The 20,641-nt window shown below is 43.9% G+C and carries 12 protein-coding genes; 6 read left to right on the top strand and 6 right to left on the bottom strand.

What is annotated here, in order from left to right; translation table 11 throughout:
• Positions 1-199: 199 nt before the first annotated feature.
• The 4 genes from BMX56_RS05745 (at position 200) to BMX56_RS05730 (ending at position 5,362) form a co-directional block, all read left to right on the top strand.
• Positions 200-2,761 (top strand): polynucleotide kinase-phosphatase, encoded by a 2,562-nt coding sequence (locus tag BMX56_RS05745; protein WP_090642243.1) that lies wholly within the window; start codon positions 200-202, stop codon positions 2,759-2,761.
• A gap of 444 nt (positions 2,762-3,205) precedes the next feature.
• A complete protein-coding gene (locus BMX56_RS05740; protein ID WP_090642240.1) occupies positions 3,206-3,958 on the top strand; it encodes a nucleotidyltransferase domain-containing protein in 753 nt (250 codons plus the stop codon).
• Positions 3,955-5,025: a DNA polymerase beta superfamily protein gene (locus BMX56_RS05735; protein WP_255369780.1), complete on the top strand. Its 1,071-nt coding sequence runs from the start codon at positions 3,955-3,957 to the stop codon at positions 5,023-5,025. The genes BMX56_RS05740 and BMX56_RS05735 overlap by 4 nt, the downstream gene beginning before the upstream one ends.
• Positions 5,026-5,068: 43 nt before the next feature.
• Positions 5,069-5,362, top strand: coding sequence for a hypothetical protein (locus BMX56_RS05730; RefSeq protein ID WP_090642234.1), 294 nt, complete (start codon positions 5,069-5,071; stop codon positions 5,360-5,362).
• Positions 5,363-5,461: 99 nt separating this feature from the next.
• Here BMX56_RS05730 and BMX56_RS05725 read toward each other — a convergent pair whose 3' ends face one another.
• The 6 genes from BMX56_RS05725 to upp form a co-directional block, all read right to left on the bottom strand.
• Positions 5,462-9,616, bottom strand: coding sequence for a hybrid sensor histidine kinase/response regulator (locus BMX56_RS05725; protein WP_090642231.1), 4,155 nt, complete (start codon positions 9,614-9,616; stop codon positions 5,462-5,464).
• A 742-nt stretch (positions 9,617-10,358) separates the two neighbouring features.
• Positions 10,359-10,955, bottom strand: coding sequence for a hypothetical protein (locus BMX56_RS05720; RefSeq protein ID WP_255369779.1), 597 nt, complete (start codon positions 10,953-10,955; stop codon positions 10,359-10,361).
• A complete protein-coding gene (locus BMX56_RS05715) occupies positions 10,952-13,096 on the bottom strand; it encodes a xanthine dehydrogenase family protein molybdopterin-binding subunit (protein ID WP_090642228.1) in 2,145 nt (714 codons plus the stop codon). The genes BMX56_RS05720 and BMX56_RS05715 overlap by 4 nt, the downstream gene beginning before the upstream one ends.
• Positions 13,093-13,569 carry a (2Fe-2S)-binding protein gene (locus BMX56_RS05710; RefSeq protein ID WP_090642225.1) on the bottom strand — a complete coding sequence of 159 codons (477 nt, stop codon included), beginning with the start codon at positions 13,567-13,569 and terminating at the stop codon, positions 13,093-13,095. Before BMX56_RS05710 ends, BMX56_RS05715 begins: the two co-directional genes overlap by 4 nt.
• A gap of 152 nt (positions 13,570-13,721) precedes the next feature.
• On the bottom strand, positions 13,722-15,296 hold the full coding sequence (locus BMX56_RS05705; RefSeq protein WP_090642222.1) for a Na+/H+ antiporter: 1,575 nt from the start codon (positions 15,294-15,296) through the stop codon (positions 13,722-13,724).
• Positions 15,297-15,416: 120 nt separating this feature from the next.
• On the bottom strand, positions 15,417-16,061 hold the full coding sequence (upp, locus tag BMX56_RS05700; protein WP_090642219.1) for a uracil phosphoribosyltransferase: 645 nt from the start codon (positions 16,059-16,061) through the stop codon (positions 15,417-15,419).
• 268 nt (positions 16,062-16,329) lie between these two features.
• On the opposite strand from upp, the gene BMX56_RS05695 reads away from it, so the two are divergent.
• Together BMX56_RS05695 and BMX56_RS05690 are read left to right on the top strand one after the other, a co-directional pair.
• A complete protein-coding gene (locus BMX56_RS05695) occupies positions 16,330-17,655 on the top strand; it encodes a glycoside hydrolase family 2 TIM barrel-domain containing protein (protein WP_090642217.1) in 1,326 nt (441 codons plus the stop codon).
• On the top strand, positions 17,652-20,636 hold the full coding sequence (locus BMX56_RS05690) for a glycosyltransferase family 2 protein (protein ID WP_090642214.1): 2,985 nt from the start codon (positions 17,652-17,654) through the stop codon (positions 20,634-20,636). The genes BMX56_RS05695 and BMX56_RS05690 overlap by 4 nt, the downstream gene beginning before the upstream one ends.
• Positions 20,637-20,641: the final 5 nt, after the last annotated feature.

The following is a 20,641-nucleotide window of genomic DNA, read 5'->3' as shown; positions in this document are numbered from 1 at the left end:
CGCATAGAGGGGGCAAAAAAAGAAAAAAATAAAAACGGGTTACCCTCTATGCGGCTTTAGCCGGAGAGAGGGTCGGCCAGCGAAGCGTAGCCGGGGTGAGTCGTGGCCAGCGTTCAAAGCCAATAATTATTTGAACCGAAACACCTCGTGCATAATTCGCTTAAGAATGGCGGCATAGGAATTAAAATAAAAAGAAGAAATGTCAAGAGATAAAAATATAAAAATACCCGAATTGGCTTTAGTAGTGCTGATAGGTGCAACCGGCTCGGGGAAATCGAGTTTTGCCCGAAAGCATTTTAAGCCTACGGAAATCATATCGTCGGATACCTGCCGTGGCATGGTAAGCGATGATGAAAATAACCAGGCTGCATCGGCAGATGCTTTTGCCCTGGCAAGGTATATTACCGGCCTGCGTTTAAAAAACGGCTTGCTTACCGTGATAGACGCTACCAACGTACAGGAAGAAGCACGACGCGACTGGGTGAAACTGGCCAAAGAGTATCATTGCCTGCCGGTGGCCATCATCCTGAATATGCCCGAAAAAGTTTGCGCCGCCAGGAACGCTCTGCGGCCCGACCGTAATTTTGGCGCTCATGTTATCCCGCAGCATATCTCGCAGTTAAAGCGCAGTTTTAAAAAGCTGAAGTATGAAGGTTTCCGCAATATTATCGAATTAAGGTCGCCAGAGGAGGTGGATGCCATAACCGGCATCGTCCGCGACCCATTGTATAATAACAAAAAGCATGAAAACGGCCCGTTGGATATTATAGGCGATATCCATGGATGCTATGACGAACTGGTAACCCTGTTGGGTAAATTAGGCTATGTAAACAATGCAGAAACCTGGGCGCACCCCGAAGGCAGAAAAGCTGTATTTGCAGGCGACCTGGTTGACCGCGGCCCTAAAACGCCCGAAGTGTTAAAATTAGTAATGGCGATGACAACAGCCGGCACGGCTTACTGCGTGCCCGGCAACCATGATGTTAAACTGATGCGCTGGCTTAATGGTAAAAATGTACAGGCTAAGCACGGCTTAGAAAAATCAATTGAGCAATTGAGTACGGAAACACCTGAGTTTAAGAATAAGGTTAGCAAATTCATAGATGACTTAATAAGCCATTATGTATTTGACGATGGCAAACTGGTGGTTGCCCATGCCGGGTTAAAAGAAAGCATGCAGGGCCGGGGATCTGGCGCGGTGCGCGAATTTTGTTTATATGGCGATACAACGGGCGAGATAGATGAATTTGGTTTACCCGTAAGGCTTAACTGGGCTGCCGAATATACCGGCAAGGCCATGGTGGTTTACGGGCATACACCTGTACCGCAGGCGCAGTGGTTAAATAATACCATCGATATTGATACCGGCTGCGTATTTGGCGGCTCGCTTACGGCGTTACGCTATCCCGAGCGGGAACTGGTTGCCGTAAAGGCTAAGGAGGTTTACTGCGAACCTGCAAAGCCCTTAAACTATGTTAAGCCATCGGCAGAAAGCTTAACCCTGCAACAGGAAAACGACCAGGCACTGGATATTGCCGATTTTATGGGGAAACAAATTGTAGAAACCCGGCTGGGCAACAATATCACCATCAGGGAAGAGAATGCCATTGCAGCGTTGGAAGTGATGAACCGCTTTGCCATCAACCCAAAATGGCTCATTTATTTGCCGCCAACCATGAGTCCAGGCAAAACCAGCATTTTGGATGATTACCTGGAGTTCCCGACCGAAGCTTTTGATTATTACCAGGCTGCAGAAATTGGCCGGGTAGTTTGCCAGGAAAAACATATGGGATCAAGGGCAGTGGTTATTGTGGGTAAAAACGAGGCGGCAATCAGCAAAGCTTTTGGCATCAGCAATGAGGGTATCGGTACTATTTATACCCGTACGGGCCGGGCATTTTTTAATGATAAAGATACCGAGCAGGCTTTGTTAAGCAGGCTGAATGAAGCGCTGATCAATTCGGGGTTTTACGAGTGTTTTGATACCGATTGGGTTTGCCTGGATACCGAACTAATGCCCTGGAGCGCCAAAGCGCAAGCTTTATTGCAAACACAGTATGCCGCTGTGGGTACGGCCGCCACGCATGCTTTAGCAGAAGTAACCGGCGCTTTAAAGCAACTGGCCGCCAGAGATGCCAATGGCGAAACTCTTTTGGTTGAGTACGGTGAAAGGCAAAAAGAGGCAGAACAATTTACTGCCGCCTACCAACGCTATTGCTGGCCGGTAAACAGTTTGGACGATTACAAGCTGGCGCCCTTCCACATCATGGCATCCGAAGGCAAGCTATGGACGGATGAAAACCACGAGTGGCATATGGAGCAGATTGCGAAGATCTGTTCACATGACCCCGCCATATTGCTGGCAACGCCTTATAAAGTTGTGGACCTGAACGATGCTGCCAGCATAAACGAGGCTACAGAATGGTGGTTGACATTAACAGCTAATGGGGGCGAGGGCATGGTAGTGAAGCCCTATCATTTTATCGAAAAAGATAAAAAGGGGCTGATACAACCCGCCATCAAAATAAGGGGCAGGGAATACCTGCGCATTATTTACGGCCCGGAATATACCGCGCCCGAAAATATGGAACGGCTAAAATCAAGAGGGCTAAACGCCAAAAGAGGCCTGGCATTACGCGAGTTTTTACTTGGCGTTGAAGGGCTGCAGCGTTTTACCGATAACGAGCCATTAAGGCGCGTGCACCAGTGCGTGTTTGGTGTACTGGCCATGGAAAGCGAGCCGGTTGACCCGAGGTTGTAATTTTGAAAATTTGTCATAGTGAAGGATCTATTCGCCAACTATTCCGTCGGCGATGCATGTCGGCCAATGGATGCTTCGTTCCTACCTATGAAGTATCCCATTTTCTGGTCATCCCGAGCGGTAAAATTTCGCGAAATTCTGAAGGAAGAATGACTCATATCGCATGACGGCAAAGACTCACCCGGCGAGGCTACGCCCGCCACCCTCTCTTCACCTGCGGTGGAAAGAGGGGTTTGAACGCTCAATATCAATATATTTGAAAAAAAATAAATAATAAATTTTCAAGCCCCTCTTTCCGGCGAAGCCGAAGAGAGGGTGGCGGGCGCAGCCTCGCCGGGTGAGTCTTAGTCAGCGTTCATCCGAATATTTGTATAAAACTAAACACACCAGAGTAAAAACTAAAGCTGACAAGAATATCTATACTTTGATTATATAGTCACCACCATGAAACAAACCATCCTCCAAAAACTGCTCGAACTGGAGCAGTCGGAAAATATAAAAATCCTGTACGTCTGCGAATCGGGTAGCCGGGCCTGGGGCTTTGCCTCGCCCGATAGTGATTTTGATGTGCGGTTTATCTACTCCCGCCCTGCCGGCGATTATTTGAGCATTGTTGAAATGCCCGATGTGGTTGGCCTGCCGGTTAACGAGGTATTGGACATAGGCGGCTGGGATTTAAAGAAAACTTTAAAGCTGTTCATGAAATCAAACGCGCCGTTGTACGAGTGGCTGCAATCGCCGATAGTATACCGGCAGGATGATGTTTTTGCTGATGAGCTGCGGAGCTTGATGCCCGGCTATTTTTCCTTACGATCTGCCGGGAACCACTATTTATCTATGGCACATAATACCCTGCGGGATGATTTACAGGCTGAAGAGGTAAAACTTAAACGATATTTTTACGCGTTGCGCCCGGCGCTTGCTTGCCGGTGGATAGTGGAGAAGCACACCGTACCGCCTATGGAGTTTGATAAGCTGCGGGTATTGTTAGCCGATAACAAGGTGCAGGCCGAAATAGACGGCTTACTGGAACAGAAGAAGTTCGCTGATGAAAAAGCAATGATAGCGCCTGTTGCTATATTGAATGAATGGCTTGGCGATACGCTTGCAAAATGCAAAGAGCAGCTACAACAATTTACATCAGAACAGCAACCGGCGCAGCCGTTAAATGAGCTATTCAGGAGGCATATACGATGATGGACTACAAGGAATTAAAACTACGTAAAGACCTCATCCTGCTGGATTGTGTAAGCGGCAGCACCGCTTATAACCTCAACGTGGCCGGGTCGGACGTGGACAAGAAGGGCATCTTCATGATGCCGAAAAAACAATTGTACGGGTTTGAACGGCAGGAGCAGATAGCCAATGCTACCAACGACGAGGTTTATTTTGAAATTGGCCGTTTTCTTGATCTGCTGGTTAAAAACAACCCCAATATCCTGGAGTTGCTAAATACCCCGGCCGAACATGTTTTGTTTCGCCATCCGCTAATGGATTGGGTTAAACCTGCCGATTTTTTATCAAAACTGTGCATGGATACCTTTGCAGGCTATGCGCAAACGCAAATAAAAAAGGCGCGGGGCCTCAACAAAAAGATAAACCGGCCAATGGATAGCGAACGGAAATCGGTATTGGATTTTTGCTATGTGATACACAACAACGGCAGTATCCTGCTAAAGGAATGGCTAAGTGAAAACAACTACACCCAGGAGCAATGCGGCCTTATTAACCTGGACCATTTCAGGAATGTGTATTTATTATATCATCAAAGCCAGCTTACGGAAGGCCGGCTAAAAGGGCTTATCTCTGGCGCCGGAGCTGATGACGTGCAGCTAAGTTCGGTGCCTAAAGGGATTGAAAACCTGGCTGTGATGAATTTTAATAAAGATAGCTATTCCGTTTACTGCCGGGAATATAAGGAGTACCAGGAGTGGGAAGATAAACGGAACGATTTGCGATATCAAAGTACGCTGTCGCACGGCAAAAGTTACGATGCCAAAAATATGATGCACACCTTCCGTCTGCTCAATATGGCCGAAGAAATAGCTGTATCTCAGCAGGTAATAGTAAAACGCAACGACCGGGATTTTTTACTCAGGATCCGCAACGGCGAATTTGAGTTTGATGAACTGATGAAAATGGTGGAAGAAAAAATGGAAAGTGTAAAAGCGGCCTATGAAACATCAACCCTGCCCGAAAGGCCGGATATGGATAAAACCGAATTGCTTTTAGTGCAGATAAGAGAGGCTTTTTATAAAGGCTGAGTTTAATAACAACTTAAATTGCCACTTATAGTGAGTAAAAAATATGGCTATAGATTTTTATGATTTATTGGACACGAATAAAAAAAAGATATTATTTGAAATCAGCCAGGATGATTTTGATGAAATTGAATTTGCTTTTTCACGCCTCAGGAAAAAAACAGGCGTGTATATAGATGCTTATGGCAAAAGCAGAATTTACAGGAACCATGTTGAACTGCTTGTTTCTTTTATGACCGAAAGCATGAAAGAAGCAACTTTGGACAAAAGAAAAACCCTATCTGAAACTATAGCAAAGTTCAAAATAGTTGATAAGGGATTTTTAACCGAGGGCGATTAATACACCCCGGCAGGCAACCCTGCATAACAAGCCGGAACTATTTGGAATGTTATTAATTGCCAATTACCACATCCCGCAAATCATTCAATATTCAGCCATTCAAAACTTGCCTGGCTTAATATCTACACTATCCTTCAAAGCCCATTTTTCCAGCTTATTCACCAAATCATCCAGTTTAAATGGCTTGCTTATATAGTCGTCCATACCGGCGTCTATACAAATTTGCAGGTCGGTTTGCAGCGCGTTGGCTGTCATCGCAATAATAAAAGGACGTTCGGGGAAACGTTTTTTTATTATTCGCGTGGCTTCCAGTCCATCCATTTTGGGCATTTGTACGTCCATCAAAATCACATCGAATGTTTTCTTATTAACCAAATCGAGGGCTTCCAGGCCATCGGCCGCCAAATCGGCTTCATATCCCAGTTTACTCAAAACCTTCATAATTAATTTCTGATTCATCTGGTTGTCTTCGGCAACCAAAATATGCAATGGGTACCTTTCCGAGAAATTATCGGACAGTTTATGTTTGGCGATATCGGCCTGCAGTGGTTCGTTACTGGTTGAATTTACATGCCTGGCAAGCTCTTTTATGATGTGTTTATATAAATTGTTTTGCTTGGCGGGTTTAGTTAATATGGAACAAAAAAGACCCGGATTATCCTTATGGAAAATATAACTTATCGAACTTAAAAGCATTATTGGTAAATCTGGAAATTTGGCCCTTATTAAATTGGCCAACTCAATTCCGTCCATAAACGGCATTTGCATATCGGTAATAACCAGCTTAAAATTATGGGGACGCGACAAGATGTCAAGCGCCTGCTCGCCTGAATTTGCTACTACAGGGCTTAGCTGCCACTGCTCCAGCTGGCCTTTTAAAATCCGGCAATTGGTATCGTTATCGTCAACAATCAAAATCTCGCTTTTTTCAAAACCATTCATACTATGGTTTATTTGCACGGCATCTTGCAGTAAACTCCTTTGCGTATGAATATTAAACCTGAAAGTACTCCCTTTATCAATTTCACTCTCCACGCTAATTTTACCGCCCATTAGCTTCACCAGCTGCTCACTTATAACCAGCCCAAGGCCGGTACCTCCGTACTGACGGGTGGTTGAAGAATCAACCTGGGAAAACGCTTTAAATAACCGGTGAAGCTTATCGGCAGAAATACCAATGCCGGTATCTTTTATCTCAAAATTTAATTCGATATCATTATCTTCTGAAGTACCAAGCAAATGTACAGCAACATAAATTTCGCCCTTTTTGGTAAACTTGATAGCGTTACTTATCAGGTTAATCAGGATTTGCCGAAGCCTTAAACTATCGCCAATAATTTGAGCCGGTACATCATAGTCAATCTGGTAAACCAGGTCGAGCTTTAAGTGGGCGGCCTTTAAAGCAAAAACGTCAAAAACTTCCTCAATACAGGTACGCAGGCTAAAATCTTTTTCCTCAAGCTCCATATTGCCCGATTCTATTTTAGAAAAATCTAAAATATCGTTGATAACCGCCAGCAAATCTTCGCCACAGGTTTGTATCGATTCGGTAAAAGTCCGCTGCTCGTCGTCCAAAGGTGTTTCGGCAAGTAAGGAAGCCATCCCGATCACCCCGTTCATAGGCGTCCGGATTTCGTGACTCATGGTAGCCAAAAATATACTTTTAGCCTTATTGGCCTCCTCGGCTTCAAGGGCCGATTTTTTCTCCACCTCTATTGCCCGTGCCAGCTGCTCGGTACGTTCTTTTACCTGGCGCTCAAGCTCGGCTTTCTGTTTTAATATAGAACGTGTGCGGATAACGTAAAATGCCGGTCCGCTAATAATAAAAGCTAAAGCCACAATTAATTTAAACCACCAGGTGAGCCAAAAAGGAGGCGCAATATAAATAGTAATGGCTGTGCCTTTGTTATTCCACTTTCCGTCGTTGTTTGATGCCTTAACCCTGAATGTATATGTACCCGGATCAAGGTTTGTATAAGTGGCTGTCCGCTTAGTGCCAACGTAGTTCCAGTCCTTATCAAAGTTATCCAGCTTATAAGCATATTGATTTTTTTCGGGAATGGTATAATTCAGTGCCGCAAATTCAAATGTAAGTACCGAGTGTTTATAGGAAAGGTTTATAGCGCTTGTCTCGCTGATATCTTTTTGAAGCGGTGAGTTTTTATCGCCAGGGATAACAGGTTTGTTAAAAATCTGCAGCCCGGTTATATAAACAGGAGGAATAAAGTCATTATCTTTTAAACTATCAGGATAAAAAGTGCTGAATCCGTTTACGCCACCAAAAAACATTTGCCCATCTGCAGTTTGAAAACCGGAGTGACCTTTAAACTCATCTCCCTGCAACCCGTCAGAAATGCCATAGTTTCTGACGACTTTAGTTTTTGGATTAAACCTGGCAATCCCTTTGTTGGTGCTTAGCCAAAAGTTTCCCTTATGATCTTTCAAAATAGTGTAAATCACATTATTCGGCAAGCCCTCCCTTTCGGTGTATATCGTAAATGTTTGGCTGCGCTTGTTAAAAAGGTTAAGCCCGCCGCCGTTTGTACCTATCCACATATCACCGTCAGCAGTCTGGGTAATCGACTCGACAGTGTTGTTTGATAAGCTGTGTTTCTTTCCCTCATCGTGCCTGTAATGTGTAAAACGGCCGGTTTTAGGGTTTAATATATCCAGGCCATTATCGGTACCTATCCACATATTGCCCTGTTTATCCTGGTATACGGTAGTAACAATATCGCTGCCTACGCTGTTATCATCAAGCGGATTGTTCCTGTATCGGGTAAAGAGACCGGTTTTTACATTAAAATAATTAAGCCCCCCTTTCCAGGTACCTAACCATATGTTGCCATCATGGTCTTTATACATATTGTTAATATCTGAAAGGGAAAGGCTGCGCATATTATTTGCCTGGGGCATATAATGTATAAAAGTCCCCTTTTTTTTATCAAACAAGTCGAGCCCGCCAATATGGTAACCAATGGCAATAAGATTTTTATCTAACGGCACTATAGCCATTGGATAATTATTACTTATAGTGTTGGTATTATTATCATTATGCAGGTAATGAACAAAGGTCTTTTTCTTTCGGTTAAATAAATTCAGGCCACCTCCATCGGTGCCAATCCAAATATTTTCGTCGGTATCATCGCCGGATATGGCCAGCACATTATTGTTGCTTAAACTATTTGGGTTGTTTGGGTTTTGGCTGTATGAATTGAATTTGTTGCCCAACCCCGGTAAAAAATCAACTCCGCCCGAATAAGTACCTATCCAGGTGTTTCCCACATCATCCTTATATAAACAGTAAACAGAGTTACTGCTAAGGCTGTAATGATCATTTGCATCAAATTTGTAACAAACAAACTTGTTGGCCGGATAATCGAGCACGCTTATTCCGCCATTTTCGGTCCCTATCCACAATTTCCCATCGCTTTCCAGCATCGAAAGAATATCATTATGGCAAATACTGTTACTATTATTAGGGTCGTGTTTAAAATTTATAAATGAATCATTTTTACTATTATACAATGCCAGCCCTCCGCCATGAGTACCCACCCAAATATTACCCTTGCTATCTTTATATACGGCTTTTATCCAACTGGCGCCAATACTGTTGTTGTTTGCAGCATCATGAACATAACGGATAAACTCACCGTTTTGGGGATTAAAATGACACAGGCCATCATCAGTTCCTATCCATAACCAGCCATTATTATCTTCGGTAACCTGGTATATAAACCCGTTAATTAAACCGCTTGTATTTTTGCCTGCGTACGTAATTTTTTTAAATGAACCATTTGCAGCATTAAATAAATATAAACCCTTACTGGTACCCAGCCATATCCTCTTTTTGCTATCCAAAAAAACAGACCTTACGGAGAAAGTTGAATGATCGGAATAATGAATAAACGTGTTTGTGGCGCGGTCAAATCTGTCAAGCCCGCTTTCGGTCCCAATCCATAAATTATGGGAACCGTCTTCCATTATAGATAGTACATAATTGTCAATGATGGTTGCTTTGTTATTCTGATCGTGCTTATAATGGGTAAATTTATAACCATCGTATTTATTAAGGCCATCTTCGGTCCCGAACCACATAAAGCCACGGCTATCTTTAATGATGGTTACTACATGGCTTTGGGAAAGGCCTTCGTTTGTACTAAGTTGTTTAAATTTAAGATCGCGTGTTTGCGAATAACACAATCCGAAAAAAAGCTGGCATAAACACGAAATAAAAAGAAAAATTCGCCTCATTTTGCTGTGTTGATACTTTTACTGCAGATTATTTTTTATTAATATCGTAAACCTTATAAGTCAAAACAAAAGCGCTGCTTCAGTAAAATAATACTTTTGATTGTGGTTGGATTATTAATTCGGTTCGGAAATTTAATCTCAGCAATTCTACCGTCTGGCATGTTCTCATTTGTTATTGATCACCCCATCGTTTAATATTTATCACCAACCCCCAATAGCCCAAAAGATTATTTTAAGATTGTTTGGTTTCTGTTTATACGTTTTTCATGCCAAATAGTTTCATATAACATTAAAAGCATGCCTTTATTTAACTTGATAATTATTTAATTTACAAGCAGTTTAAACATAGTCGCGCTAAATTTCGGCAAAAGAAATTGCAAGGCGATATATTTAGTACTGCAAAAGCAATCATATCCCTATTTAACTGCTAAAAAACCATGATAACTATGGTTGATACCCAAGGCAGTTCCCCTAATGCTATTAAGCCCGGCAAAACAGGTGTACACATAATATCAGATAATGCGCGGCACCGGGGATATGGCTTCACGCTTATAAATTAGACATTTTAACCATGATATCTAATTGTACTTAATTATTAAACCAAAACTACGGCCGGTTCCTGGTGCTGTCGTCTAATTCGGAAAAAGGCGATTAAATTTGGCAATGAGGGTTATTGCTGCTTAATGATATTGCCCATGCTGATGATTGTATCAACACAGGCAATTGTTAAATTAAACATAAGTTATTTAGCAGGAGCGTAAGCGCCTGTTGTAAGCCATGTTATCCACGCTTTTTTGAATGCAGCATGGCTCATAGGCGGCAACGTACGGCCCTCGCCGGGGTTCCAGCCAGATAGTACTAAGCCATCATCAGCATGGGCAATCAGTTTTTTCAGGTCTTTATGGCCGTTTTGCCTGGGGTTTATAAGTTGTTTAGCCAGTTGGCGCGGCGTTCTGCCCTGGAAAACCATTTTCATATCTGCCGGTGGTAAATGCCAGTTGGGATTGCCCGGCGGCGTATGCAGCCCGGGTGTATTGGTTGACTGATGACAATTAGAACATTTCATGGCATAAACGCCCTTACCATCAACTCCCCTTTGGGGCGACATGGTGTGCAGATGATTATCATCGCCTTGCAGCGGAATGTTTCCTGAGGGATGGCAATTCATGCAGCGAGCGCTCATTAATACGGTATATACCTGCTTAAAGGCTTTAACAGAGGCAATGCTATCTTTGATAACCACCGGCTCGCTGACCGGTTTAGCATCATCGGCCTTAAAGGATAATACTATTGAGCCTGCGATAAATAAAGTAATGCTGATGAAAATTAGTTTTTTCATGCCTGAGTTAATTTATGGTTCATGATAGGCAAATTATATATCCGTTTACCGGTAGCAGCAAAAATAGCATTGACAATAGCGGGCGCCGTTGGCGGCACTGCGCACTCGCCGGCACCTCCCATTTTCTCATTACTGTCTGCAATAAACACGTTAATCTCCGGCGACTCGTTCATCCGGGCAATGCGGTAATCATAAAAATTACTTTGCTGTACTTTGCCGTTTTCCAGCGTTATTTCGCCATATAAGGCCATGGTGAGGCCAAAGATGATACCACTCTCCATCTGCGCTTTCACGCCATCGGGGTTAACGGCCAAACCACAATCTATAGCGCAATCAATTTTATGCACACGCACCTGGCCATTATTAATACTAACCTCGGCAATAATGGCTACATAGCTGCCAAAAGCTTCGTGTACGGCAACACCTTTATGCCGCCCCTGGGGTGCCGGTTTTTCCCAACCGCCTTTATCGGCAACCAAATTGAGCGCCGCCAGGTGGCGTGGATGATCTTTAAACAGCGCCCGGCGGTAAACTACCGCGTCGCGGCCCGCAGCATGTGCCAGTTCGTCAAGCATGGCTTCCATTACGTAGCCGGTGTGGGTATTTCCTACAGAACGAAACCACAGGATAGGCACTACCTCTTTGGTGGTATGCAGCCCTATAAAATGATCAGGTACAGTAGTAAGATAAGGCGAACCTTTTACGCCCTCTACAGAGGTATCATCAACAGCCGGAGGGGGGCCAAACATTGGAGCACCAGCCATAATAGATTGCCCCGCTATATTATGCCTCCAGGCTACAGGCAGCCCCTGCTCATTCAATCCCACCGAAACATCGTGCACACAAGCCCCGCGGTAATAGCCGCCTTTCATATCATCTTCACGTGTCCACACCATTTTTACCGGCTTACCGCTGGCTTTGGCAATATGAACAGCTTCAGAAACAAAGTCGGAAGTTGGCGTAGCCCGGCGGCCAAAGCCGCCACCCAGGAAAGCAACATTCATTGTTACCTGTTCGGGCTTCATGCCCAGTATTTTGGCAGCTGCTAACTGGTCAACGCCCGGTAACTGCGTGCCGGTCCATATTTCACAGCTATCTTTTTGCAGGTTTACGGTGCAATTCATGGGTTCCATGGGAGCATGCGCCAGGTACGGAAACACGTATTGTGCCGAAATTACTTTACTTGCTTTGATTAAGCCAGCCGCGGCATCTCCTTTTTGTTGGGCCACCAACCCGTTGGTAGCTGCCAGCTTTTTGTATGTTTCTGTTTGTTTGGTTGTAAATAAATCTGCACCGGCTCCATTATCCCAGTTTACCTGCAAGGCTTTGCGCCCCTGCTGCGCCGCCCAAAAATGATTGGCAATTACGGCAACGCCTGTTGGAATTTGTACTACCTGTACTACGCCGGGTATCGCCATCGCTTTGCCGGCATCAAACGATTTCACTTTACCGCCAAAAACCGGCGCGTGCGCCACAACCGCGGTTAATAAGCCCGGGAACTGGATATCAAGGCCAAATTTGGCTTCACCATTGGTTTTTACAATAGCATCCATACGGCCGGCGCCTTTGCCTATGTATTTCCAGTCTTTTTTGGGCCGTAAGGGTACCTGCTGGGGTACCTGCAAAAGTGCAGCTTCTGCCGCCAGTTCGCCGTAGGTATATTTTTTGCCGGCAGCAATAACATGTCCATTTTCGGTTTTACAGTTTTCAACCGCAACGCCAGATCGTTTGGCGGCCGCTTGTGTTAACAACACCCGGGCGGTTGCGCCTGCATTGCGGTACCTGTCAAACTCCGACCAGGTAGAGCTGGAGCCACCGGTTATCTGGATACCATATACGGTATGATTATATGCCTTGCCAACGCCACTGTGTTTAACAGTTACCTGCCCCAGGTCTACATCCAGTTCGTCGGCCAGTAACATTGGCAGCGTTGTCCATATACCCTGGCCCATTTCCACATGGCTTAGGTATACGGTTATGGTGTTATCTGTTGCAATATTTAAAAAAGCATTGGGTGCAAAACCCGCGTCGGCCGTTGTTTTGACCATCGCTGCCAGCTTATTGGCTTGTGGTATGGTAAAAGAAATAAGCAATCCTCCGCCCAGAATAGTACCCGATTGTAAAAATGCGCGACGGTTCATGATTTTACTCCTTCCCGCTGCATTTGAGCAGCTTTATGTATGGCGGCCCTAATACGCGGATAGGTACCACAGCGGCAGATATTGCCCGACATAGCGTCATCGATGTCCTGATCGGTCGGGTTAGTGTTTTCTCTCAGCAATACCGCTGCCGACATTAATTGCCCCGATTGGCAGTAACCGCATTGCGGTACATCCAGTTGGGCCCATGCTATTTGCAAAGGGTGGTCGTTGCCCTTCGAAAGTCCCTCGATGGTGGTTATCTGCTGGCCTGCCGCACGGCTCACTTTGGTTACACAGGAACGTACGGCTTCACCATTCAGGTGAACAGTACACGCGCCGCATTGTGCTACGCCACAGCCAAATTTGGTACCGGTGAGCCCTAACAGATCACGAATGACCCAGAGCAGGGGCATGTTAGGATCGGCATTCACCTCTTGCTGCTTTCCGTTAATAGTAATAGTTAAACTATCCATAATTGGTTAATTTGGAAGTAAGTTGAAATATACTATAAAGCTAAGCAATTGAACACGTTAGGGGTTACAATATTCAAACCAAAAGTTACAATATTCAAACAATCGCCCATGAATGGGCTAAGCGGGGATTATGTTATGATAGAAAAACCGACCTAAATAAATTGCAGTTTTTCTTCTTCCAGGTCAAGGTACAAGAGGTGCCGCCGGATAATCTCTTCGTCAATATTCACATCTTCCTTGTTCTTGTTTATCAGCCATTTCCTTTGCAGATCCAGCACATCGCGGTAAACGGATTTAGATTCTTCGGTCATCAATAAACCATCGGCTAATTGATCGTTATTTTGCCACTTCAGCGCCATTTGCTGAAGCATTGGCTGCCTGCTCACTTGCTCGCAGCAGTTTGAATTTAAGTACAGCAGCGCATGCTGGTTTAATTGTTTCCTGATATCGTTATAAACTTCCTCATCGGGCGCCACTTCATCGGGGTCGGTCAAATTTAGTTTCCTGATCAGGTAAGGCAACGTTAGACCCTGCAGCAATAAGGTGGTTAAGATGACTACAAATGTGATGAACAAAATGAGGTTCCGCTGCGGAAAAGCCGATCCGTTGGCCATGTAAACCGGTATCGATAAAGCGGATGCCAATGACACTACGCCCCGCATACCCGACCAGCCAATCAAAAAAGGAAGCTTAAAGCCAGGATTTCTACTATCGGCAACAGTTATAAAATTCCGGGCTACCAGGGTAACCAGCACGGCAGCGAAGGCTGATAAAATGCGCCCGGCAATTAAAACCCCGGTTACCAATAAACCGTAACCAATAGCTGTAGCAATAGACACACGTTCGAGCCCGGCCGTAATTTGGGGCAGATCGAGCCCTATGATCATAAACACCAAACCGTTGAGCACAAAGCTAAGGCTGTCCCAAACGTTTAAACCACCCAGCCTTGAACTGCTGCTGAGGTAACGTAGCCGGTAGTTGGATAGCAGCAGGCCGCCACTCACCACAGCCAGCACGCCCGAACTATGCACGGCTTCGGCAGCTATATACATGATATACGGCGTTAACAGCGATAATGCAATATCTGTATTGGTATCTGTTGGCAGGTATTTATGCGTTTTCATAAATGCGTAGCCTACAATAAGGCCGATGCCTATACCGCCCGCCAGCATCCACACAAAGCTTAAAGCAGCCTGGTGCCAAACAAAACTGCCCGTTGCTACCGCTATAAGTGCGAAGCGGAAAATAATGAGCGAGGACGCATCATTTAAAAGGCTTTCGCCCTCCAAAACATAAGATAGCCGTTTGGGTACTTTTACAAATTTTAAAATAGCCCCTACGCTTACCGCGTCCGGCGGCGAAACTATCGCGCCTAATAAAAAACCCAGGGCCAGCGTAAAGCCGGGAATAAAATGATTAACAACCAATGCAACCGCCAACGCTGTAAAAAACACAACCAGGAAGGCAAAACTTCCGATGATCCGCCGCCAGTGCCAAAGCTCTTTCCATGAAATATGCCATGCCGCGTCATATAACAGCGGAGGTAAAAACAAAATAAAGATCAGTTCCGATTCGATATGCAATGTAGGCAGGCCCGGGATAAAACTAATCCCTAATCCGGCTAATACCAGCAAAACAGGATAGGCAACTTTTATTTTCCTGCTCAGCATGATCAATAATAATATCACAATTACCAGGCATAAATAAAACGGAAAATCGTCCAGCATTTTTACAATATTTAAGCTACAGCCTAATTTATAAAAAATGCGGATGTAATTTATGGAGATTAGCCCCTTTTTTAAAAAATTGAAAATCCAATATCGAAAATCCCAGTTCCGAAATCCCTTCTACACCTTCTCGCCAAACGCCAAATCGCCCGCATCGCCAAGGCCGGGTACAATATAGGCTTTGCTGGTCATTTCCTCGTCAATAGCACACACCCATAGTTTGGCTTTAGGCAGGTTGGCGCGTACATGAGCTATGCCTACGGTGCTGGCAATTACGGCGGCTATGTGCAGCTCTTTAATGTTATATTGTGCCATCAGCTCCTTGCAAACAGATACCAGGCTTTGGCCGGTAGCCAGCATGGTATCGCACAGGATCAGGATTTTGTCGTCAAGGTTCGGGGTCGAGATATGGTCTACCTGGATCAGGAACGAGCCTCCCCTTTTTACCTTGCGGTAAGCGGTTATAAATGCCGATTCGGACTGATCAAAATAATGCATAAAACCCTGATGAAATGGAAGCCCGGCCCTCAGAATGGTACCTAACACAGGCTGGTCGGCAGGGGTATTAACGTTGGCTATGCCTAAGGGTGTTTGTACCCCTTTAGTTTCATAGTGGAGGGTTTTGCTGATTTCATAGGCCAAAATTTGGCCCAGTTTTTCCTGGTTACGCCTAAAGCGGGCTTTGTCCTGTTGTATTTCGGCATCACGTAATTCGGCCAAAAACTGGTTGGCAATAGTGTTGGTTTTATCGAGGACGAAAATCATGTTTAAAATTAAGTTATTTTGTATGAAAACCGGGCGATTTATTTCGGAATAACCACTTAGCGGGTGCCTTATTCAAATCAAAGTAGAGCGTTGTATTAAATCGGCAATTATTTGGTTTTTATAAACATGAGCCCCGCAAAACCCAATCACAACATAAAACGTTTAAATTCCGTAAAAAGCCGTATGTTTAGTTTCAAGAATGTAACGTCTAAAATCAACCTTAAACACTAACCAAAACTCCATTTGTGAGCGAATTGGCCTAAAATTTATGATATTTTACTCTTTCAGATTAGTCGTCATTCATTTAATTTTATTATCCTGCTTTTTTTCCTTTGGCTGTAATAAAGCGCAACCTGCTGATAACGCCGGCAAAACAGTTTACATTAAAAATGAAAACGGCAAGTATACTTTATACCGCCAAGGCCAGCCTTTTTTGGTAAAAGGAGCAGCGGGCCATACCAATCTTAAACGTTTAAAAGAAGCAGGCGGCAATACCATAAGGGTTTGGGATACTGTGCACCTGGCCAATATTTTAGACTCGGCACAGGCAAACAATTTAGCGGTAATAGTGGGTTTGCCCATGCCGCCAAGCCTAAGGATGGATGAGTTTTACAATACTCCGCAGGCTGCCGCTTTTACAAAAAAAATCACCTCTGTAATTAATAAATATAAAAACCACCCTGCCCTTTTATGCTGGTGCCTGGGTAACGAGCTCACATTCCCGTTCAGGCCCAGGTTTAACCAGTTTTATACTGTTTTTAATAACCTGGTTGACAGCATTCATTACAACGATCCGCAACATCCGGTTACCACAACCGTTATGACGTTTCAAAAAGAAAATATTTTTAATATACGGTACCGTACAAAAATTGATTTTATATCTTTCAATATTTTTGGCTCGATACAAACCTTAAAGCAGGATCTGCAGGATTTCAAATGGCTATGGAACGGTCCGTTTTTAATAACAGAGTGGTCTGTTGAAGGCCCTTGGGTGGCAGCCAGCCAAAATGTATGGGGCGCTTATGTAGAAAATACCAGCACAAAAAAAGCAGAACAATATTTAGCCACCTATAGTAACTATATGCCGGTTGATAACCCAAGATTTTTAGGTTCGATGGTTTTTTACTGGGGACAAAAGCAGGAGCTTACCCCCACCTGGTTTAGCCTTTTTGATGAGCATGGCGGGCAAACCGAAATAGTTAACGCCATGCAATATTTATGGACGGGAAAAAAGCCGCCCGTCAAGGCGCCTGATATAAAATACATGCTGGTGGAGAATAAAGGCGGGCGCGATAACATTTTGCTTAGCCCTAAAACCACTTCTTTTGCAATTGCCTATATGAATGAACCTGGTACAGCTAAACTTACCTATAAGTGGCAGCTGTTTGCCGAGGATTGGTTTAAGCCAAATGGTATTTTTAACGATAAGCCGTTGAAGGATATCAAAAACGCAGTTACCGAAAATAATGGGCCTATAATTAAATTTAAAGTACCGGAAACCGAAGGCCCATACCGCTTATATGTATATGTATATAACGATAACGGCTATTTCGCCACTGCTAATGTCCCTTTTTACGTGCTGTATAATCCATGAATAGTAGTAATATAAAACCACCTTCAAAAAAGCAACTGCTTAATTTAAGGCTGATGATTGTGATAGGGCTGGCCTGCATGTTTTTTTTCATGTATAGCTTACTTCACGAATCGGTTATTGGTTATAAGCCCCTTTACTGGTTGCTTATTGTAACCTTTGTTTATACCTTTTTTAAAGTAATTTATGAGTGGTACCACTATTGGTCTATCAGCGTACCGGCTACGCCGCCGGTTACCAAACAATATACGGTAGATATTTTTACAACATTTTGCGCGGGCGAGCCCTACGAAATGATTTTAGAAACGCTTACCGCCATACAAAATATAACCTACCCGCATCAAACTTATTTATGCGATGAGGCCGACGATCCGTACCTTAAGTCGGTTTGCGAGCAATTGGGGGTACACCATGTTACCCGTATTAAAAAAGTAAATGCCAAAGCGGGTAATATCAATAATGCTTTGGCACAATCATCAGGCGAGTTGTGCCTGGTGCTTGATCCTGACCATGTACCTTTCCCCGAATTTCTTGATCCTATTGTGGCGCATTTTGATGATCCCGAAATAGGATATGTGCAGGTAGTACAGGCGTATTATAACCAGCGCATTGGCTGGATTGCAAAGGGTGCGGCGCAACAAACCTACCATTTTTACGGGCCCATGATGATGTGTATGAACAGCTATGGTACCGCGCAAGCTATCGGGGCCAATTGTACCTTCAGGCGCACCGCGCTGGAGTCAATAGGCGGACATGCCGCTGGGCTGGCCGAAGATATGCATACCGCTATGCAGCTACACGCCAAACAATGGAAATCTGTTTATGTGCCGCAGGTACTGGCCCGAGGCCTGGTGCCTGCTACATTATCAGCCTATTATAAGCAGCAAATAAAATGGTCGCGCGGGGTTTTCGAGCTACTGGTTACTTCATATGTAAAGCTGTTTACAAAATTTACCTGGCGGCAAAAAATCCATTACGGGTTGCTGCCCCTTTTTTACTTATCGGGCTTTATATTTTTAATCAATTTTTCCATCCCCATTTTATCGCTGTTCATGGATGTGTATCCGTTAAAAATGGACTTTTCGGAATTTTTGGTTATCAGTATTCCTTTTATTACATCGGTTGTTTTGATAAGACACTTTGTACAGGAATGGGTAATGGAGGATAACGAAAGGGGCTTCCATTTAGTGGGCGGGCTGTTACTCATCGGCACCTGGTGGATTTTTATATTAGGTTTTGTATACACCATCATCCGTAAAAATGTTCCGTACATCCCAACCCCTAAAGATGTTAAGGACGAGAAAAATTTAAAAAACAACCTGCCTAACATTGCCGTGCTGGTGGTGTCACTGGTGGCCATAGCTTATGGCCTTTATACCGACTGGAGCCCGTTTACATTTTTCATGTCGGCAATTGCGTTGTTAAATTGCATGTTTATGGTATTTATGCTGATAGCCAGTTCTGAGCTTAAGCTGCAGATGTATTTGGGCAACCATAGCACCATGTTCAATATTGCAAGTAACGTAAAAACCGGAAAAAAATATTTTTGGCTGCTACGAAGGAAAATTTATACTGGCGTACGAAAAGTAAGCATGATACTTACTGTACTTGTTATCTGCATCAGCGTTTATGTATCAAGTAAGAACAACGATGATGATGCCGACATGGGTAATATCAATTTTGAAGGGGTGCATAACGGCGAAAACTCCATTATTAAAAATACTACCACAGATACAGCCGGTTTATGGCAAGTTGTTAATCAAAACAAGTTGTACGCCCCCGTTGCAAGGCTGGCTTCATCTACAGATAGTGTTAAAGCCGAAAACGACAGGCTTGCCGAAGTGAAGAACATCCTGTTAAATCCCCGTGTATTTACCGATGTTCAGGGCGTTATTTATCCAAAGGGCCACTATTGGTATAAAAACATATCGCCGCTCACAAAAAATATAATCGTCAATGATTTTGACGAGATGCGTAAGGCTGGTGTAAATACCGTAAAAATATACGGGCCCAATATTTACGATCACTCTACTTTTGATGCTGCCGCGCAACATGGGCTTAAAATTCATTATAGTTTTTGGATACCCGATGCCCAAAACTTTATTGATGACGCCGACAATTTAAACGACGTAGCCTCGCTCATTTTAAAAACCGTAAATAAAAACAAAACCAATACCAGTATCACGGCCTGGAATTTGGCCAATTACAGCTACCAGCAATTAAACCGTTTTTATCATGCGCCGCAAATATTTTATGCCCAATACCGCTACATCAGGTGGTTAAAACATTTGGTTAACGATATTAAACTTGCAGATCCGGCGCGGCCCGTAACGTTTGATGTACTGTCGGTACCTGAATTGGCAACTACCGTAAATTTACTGCACGCCCAAGTACCAGCCATAGATGCTTTTGGCCTTATTGTTAAGGATAAACAATCGTTAAAATATGTTACCACCGGTATCGGGGCCTCTTACTTTATGAGCAATGTAAATCCAAAAGGTTTACAAAAAGCCGTATGGCCGCGAACAGGTGTTTTTTATGCCAGCTGGCAGGACCAGCAAAGCGGTTCGGTTACCACTTTTGACGGGTTGAAAGATGTATGGGGTCGCAACAAGCCCTATTTGTATCAAATAAGCGCAACCTGGCACGGTAAAATACATGGTAATGATTTGCCACCGGTAAGGATTTTAAGACCTGCTTTAACAACTACCACAGGCGCCTTATTGCCCTATAGCGCGTTGGTATATGCGTATGATAAATGGAATGTTGCCACTTTTTTAAAAACTAACCTGCGTTTTGAATGGTACCTGGTTAAAACCAATGCGCTTGGCACAGCTACTAATATGAGCAAAGTTGGCGAAGGCCCTACCGTTTATGTTAATATACCGCCAAATAACAACAACTACCGTTTATACATGGTGGCTGTAAACGGCACCAATGTCAACGATGATTATGTTACATTAAATACTCCACTTAAAAATTAACAATC

The organism is Mucilaginibacter sp. OK283 (genome assembly GCF_900110415.1).
In the GTDB taxonomy this organism is placed as follows: domain Bacteria; phylum Bacteroidota; class Bacteroidia; order Sphingobacteriales; family Sphingobacteriaceae; genus Mucilaginibacter.
Note: the sequence above shows the minus strand (reverse complement) of the source record. Positions and strands in the feature narration are given on the sequence as shown.

Excerpts from the sequence above, each read along its gene's own strand:
- BMX56_RS05745 (WP_090642243.1), top strand. The coding sequence starts at position 200 with ATGTCAAGAGATAAAAATATAAAAATACCCGAATTGGCTTTAGTAGTG.
- BMX56_RS05740 (WP_090642240.1), top strand. The coding sequence starts at position 3,206 with ATGAAACAAACCATCCTCCAAAAACTGCTCGAACTGGAGCAGTCGGAA.
- BMX56_RS05735 (WP_255369780.1), top strand. The coding sequence starts at position 3,955 with ATGATGGACTACAAGGAATTAAAACTACGTAAAGACCTCATCCTGCTG.
- BMX56_RS05730 (WP_090642234.1), top strand. The coding sequence starts at position 5,069 with ATGGCTATAGATTTTTATGATTTATTGGACACGAATAAAAAAAAGATA.
- BMX56_RS05725 (WP_090642231.1), bottom strand. The coding sequence starts at position 9,616 with ATGAGGCGAATTTTTCTTTTTATTTCGTGTTTATGCCAGCTTTTTTTC.
- BMX56_RS05720 (WP_255369779.1), bottom strand. The coding sequence starts at position 10,955 with ATGAAAAAACTAATTTTCATCAGCATTACTTTATTTATCGCAGGCTCA.
- BMX56_RS05715 (WP_090642228.1), bottom strand. The coding sequence starts at position 13,096 with ATGAACCGTCGCGCATTTTTACAATCGGGTACTATTCTGGGCGGAGGA.
- BMX56_RS05710 (WP_090642225.1), bottom strand. The coding sequence starts at position 13,569 with ATGGATAGTTTAACTATTACTATTAACGGAAAGCAGCAAGAGGTGAAT.
- BMX56_RS05705 (WP_090642222.1), bottom strand. The coding sequence starts at position 15,296 with ATGCTGGACGATTTTCCGTTTTATTTATGCCTGGTAATTGTGATATTA.
- upp (WP_090642219.1), bottom strand. The coding sequence starts at position 16,061 with ATGATTTTCGTCCTCGATAAAACCAACACTATTGCCAACCAGTTTTTG.
- BMX56_RS05695 (WP_090642217.1), top strand. The coding sequence starts at position 16,330 with ATGATATTTTACTCTTTCAGATTAGTCGTCATTCATTTAATTTTATTA.
- BMX56_RS05690 (WP_090642214.1), top strand. The coding sequence starts at position 17,652 with ATGAATAGTAGTAATATAAAACCACCTTCAAAAAAGCAACTGCTTAAT.